The organism is Synechococcus sp. R6-5, assembly GCF_047461775.1.
Taxonomy (GTDB): Bacteria; Cyanobacteriota; Cyanobacteriia; order Thermostichales; family Thermostichaceae; genus Thermostichus.
The window spans coordinates 1-3579 of record NZ_JANSHV010000016.1; the positions used below are offsets into that span (position 1 = coordinate 1).

The 3579-nt window shown below is 60.5% G+C and carries 4 protein-coding genes; 3 read left to right on the plus strand and 1 reads right to left on the minus strand.

Going from position 1 to position 3579, the window contains the following annotated elements; translation table 11 throughout:
- Positions 1-39 precede the first annotated feature (39 nt).
- Together NW818_RS00900 and NW818_RS00905 are read left to right on the plus strand one after the other, a co-directional pair.
- Positions 40-1152, plus strand: a complete 1113-nt coding sequence (locus tag NW818_RS00900) for a glycosyl transferase (RefSeq protein ID WP_414423581.1) — start codon at positions 40-42, stop codon at positions 1150-1152.
- 30 nt (positions 1153-1182) lie between these two features.
- The gene (locus tag NW818_RS00905) at positions 1183-2475 is read left to right on the plus strand and encodes a class I SAM-dependent methyltransferase (RefSeq protein ID WP_414423579.1); all 1293 of its coding nucleotides are present in this window, start codon (positions 1183-1185) and stop codon (positions 2473-2475) included.
- 136 nt (positions 2476-2611) lie between these two features.
- Here the strand turns inward: NW818_RS00905 and NW818_RS00910 are convergent, their stop codons facing one another.
- Positions 2612-3307: a hypothetical protein gene (locus tag NW818_RS00910; RefSeq protein ID WP_414351671.1), complete on the minus strand. Its 696-nt coding sequence runs from the start codon at positions 3305-3307 to the stop codon at positions 2612-2614.
- Positions 3308-3374: 67 nt separating this feature from the next.
- Here NW818_RS00910 and NW818_RS00915 point away from each other — a divergent pair.
- The coding region (locus NW818_RS00915) for a hypothetical protein (protein WP_414423580.1) at positions 3375-3579 on the plus strand (205 nt) is incomplete at its 3' end.

Genomic DNA, 3579 nt, shown 5'->3' on the forward strand with positions numbered 1-3579 from the left:
GCGGGACGGAGTCCTATCGCGTTAGCGGTGCAGAGCACAATGAATCCCGTTCCTCTGTATGTGGCGGCAACAGCTCACGGGTTTGGGCACGTTACCCGTCTGGCGGCGGTCGTGAATGCTTTGCTGCGGCGGGATCCCCATGTTCTGCCCATCTTTGTTACGCCGGCTCCCCGCTGGCTCCTGGAGCGTTACGTGGAGGGGAAGTTTCTCCATCGGCCGCGGGCGTTGGATGTGGGGGTGGTGCAGCCGGATGGGCTGCAAGCGGATCTGCCGGCTACGTTGGCTGCCCTCAAGGCGTTTAAAGCCAGCGCTGCGGAGCTTGTTCGAGAAGAAGCGGATTTCATTCGAGCCCAGGGGGTGCCTTTGGTGTTGGCGGATGTGCCGCCCATTGCTGCGGCGATTGCCCAGGCTGCTGGGATCCCTTGCTGGATGGCCAGTAATTTTGGCTGGGATTTCATCTACCAAGAATACGGCCCTGAGTTTCAACCGTTTGTGGCCTGGATCCAGGAGCTCTACGGGCAGTGCGACCTTCTATTTCGCCTGCCTTTTAGCGAGAGCATGGTCGCGTCAGCGGTGCGGAGCACTAGCGCCTTCCCGCGTCAGCAGGAGGTGGGGCTGACGGGATCGGATCCCCGCTACGGGCCGGAGGAGGTTGCCGCCCAGTTGGGGTTACACCCGGGGCAACCCAGGGCTTTGTTTACCTTTGGCGGGCTGGGGGTACGGGGGTTTCCTTACGAGCGGCTCCAAGATTTTCCCGACTGGCAGTTTCTCACCTTTGATCCGGAAGCTCCCCCCTTGCCCAACTTGCGGGTTTTGGATGGGCGGGTGTGGCGACCGGTGGATGTGATGCCCCTCTGCCGCTGGGTGGTGTCCAAGCCGGGCTATGGCACTTTGGCAGAGGCCCTGCGCAGCCGCACACCTATGGCCTGTGTTACCCGCTCTGGGTTTGCCGAGTCGCCGTTGCTGGTTGAGGGTTTGCGGCGCTATGGCTGGCATCGCATTCTCTCGCCAGAGGAGTTTTTTCAAGGATCCTGGGACTTTTTGCGGGATCCCGCCCACCCACCCCAGAGGCCGGATGGATTGGATCTGCAGGGGAATGAAACCCTGGCTGCTGCCTTAGAGGCATTCCTGCGGGGAAGGGATGCCGGGTAGCATAAAGGGCAGCTTCCTGCAGCGGATCCCATGGCCAGCAGCTCGACAGAATCTCTGCGGCAACTGTACGAAGAATTGCCCTACCCCAATGTGGCGATTGAGGCCTCGGGCCGCAACGCCATTGACGGGTTGTACCGCCTAAGTTTGACCACCGCCCAATACGCCCGCACCCGCGCCATTGTGCCCAGCGAAGGCGCTCTCATTTTGAATGCCGGCTGCGGCTCGGGCTGGGAAACGTTGATCTTGGCGGAGGCCAATCCGGGGGCGCGGCTGGTGGTGTGCGACCTGTCGGCAGAGTCGGTACGGGTGACGGAGCGACGCTTGCGCTACCACGGCTTCGGGGAGGTGGAGCTCCATGTTCTCAACCTATTGGACATCGAACAGTTGGGGCTGGAATTTGATTTCATCAGCCTCAACGATGTGCTCTATCTGCTGGACGATCCGGTGGCGGGGCTAAAAGCCCTCAAGCGGGTTCTCAAACCTGACGGGATCCTGCGGGCCAACCTGCACCACGCCTACCAGCGGGAGGTCATCTTCCGCATGCAAGAGGCGTTTCGGCTGCTGGGGCTATTTGATCTGCCCACCCCCGAAGCCTGTCAGCGGGTGCGGGAATTCATGGCCAGTTTGGCCTCGGACGAAATGCGGGCAGCCCTGCGCTGGAACCCTGAGATCTACAAAGACGACACCAACATCCGGGCCAACTACCTCTTGCCAGGAGACAAGGGCTTCCTGATCCCCGACCTGATGCGCATGCTCGAGGAAGCTGAGCTGGGCCTGGTTTGTCTGGTGGACTATGCCGACTGGGATCCGGCGCTTTTGTTCAAGGAGAGGGCCATGCCCCCCTGGTTGCAAGCTGAGTTGGACAAGCTCTCGCCTGCCGACCAGAATCACTTTTATGAGCTGATCTACCCCAACCATCGCCTGATCGATTTTTGGGCGGAACACCCCGGCTCTTCCTTGGTCTTGCCCTGGAGCGACGCCGATTGGCTGGGGGGCAGGGTGCAGCTCAACCCCATCCTGACCGACAACGTCGAATTTCGCCAAAACTTTGCCAAAGCCTACGAGAAGAAGCTGGAGTTTGCTATGAATTGGCCGGGATCCAGCTATGGACGCCTAACCATTCCAGCTCCTCAGATGGCCTGGCTGGGATCCCTGTTGCAGGGGCCAACGGCAGTGAAAGCCTTGATTGAGCAAGCGGCCCAGGTCAACAAGTTAGAGCTGGAAGCGGCCCGGGAGGAAGTGCTCACCTACCTGGCGGGGCTGGAGTCGTTTTTGTTTGTGATGTTGGATCCAATTCCAGGCCCTTTCTCTGGGGGGGAGTAAAGCCCTGGCACTCCCCTTGAATCCCCGGCGCCTCTGCCGAGGCTGGCGGGCCGGTTCGTCGCTATTTTTGGTTCCCGCCGGGTTGCGGAGACAGTCTTGGAGCGATGCCAGTCGTCGAGGGGGGAGGGATCCCTCTCTAGCGATCCACCAGGCGCAGCTCGAAGGTGAGGATGTTGGCGGCCAAAATCTCCAAAGCCCCGCCCTCGATAAGGTCGCGAGTGAGGGCAGCCCCGGAGCCACTTTGTTGGATCAATTCGCGGCTGCGGCGCACCGTCTCTTGTCGCTGGGGATCATCCACAACCACCTGCCGCTGATTGGACAGGCTGAGGCGATAGAAGTTGGGCAAATCTCCCCGGGTGGCATCAATGGCCAGATTGGTCTCTTCGGGGGCCACACGGAAGGGGGCGCGAGCGGTGAGCAGAGCCACCTGAATATCTTGGTCTCGCCCATCAAGGCCCTGCAGCTCGGAGATATCGATCTGGAAATTGAGGGTATCGCGGTCGCGGGTGAGGCGATTAACCCGTACCTGGTTAAAGCCAACGGCAAACTCCCGTTCCGGCTCTCCAAATCGCTGGATGGTGGCCTGCAAGACTGACTCTTCGTTGAGGGGGGTAACCCGAATGAGGTAATCCCAGTCCCGCACAAAGGTGTACTCGTTGGGCCCCACACGGACGTTGGGATCCACCAAGTTGGCGGTAGGGCCAGGGCTGCCGGCCTGGCTGAGAGCTACCATGTACCAGTAGTTGGGGCTGATGGGCAAACCCAGGGTCATGCGTACTTCCAGCACTGGCCGCGCCCAAGCGGCAACAGCCGTGAGAGCCGTTATGGCCATGGCTCCCAAGCAACTCCACAGCCAGCGCTGAGGAGGAAAATTAAGCTGCGGCGGGCAAGAGCAAGTGATGGCTGGGGTTCTCATTCAAGCCTCTTCAACTCTCCGGCAGGTGGCGGCAGCCCGAACTCCTTTCCTGCTCACTCTGGAACAGTCTAGCCAGGAATGGCGTGCCCTCAACAGGGGATCCCAAGGGTCGGCGGCGGAGCGCCAGCAGAAGTTTTCGTTAAGCAGTGATGATTCGGTGTGGAGCATGACTCTAGTCAATAATAAGC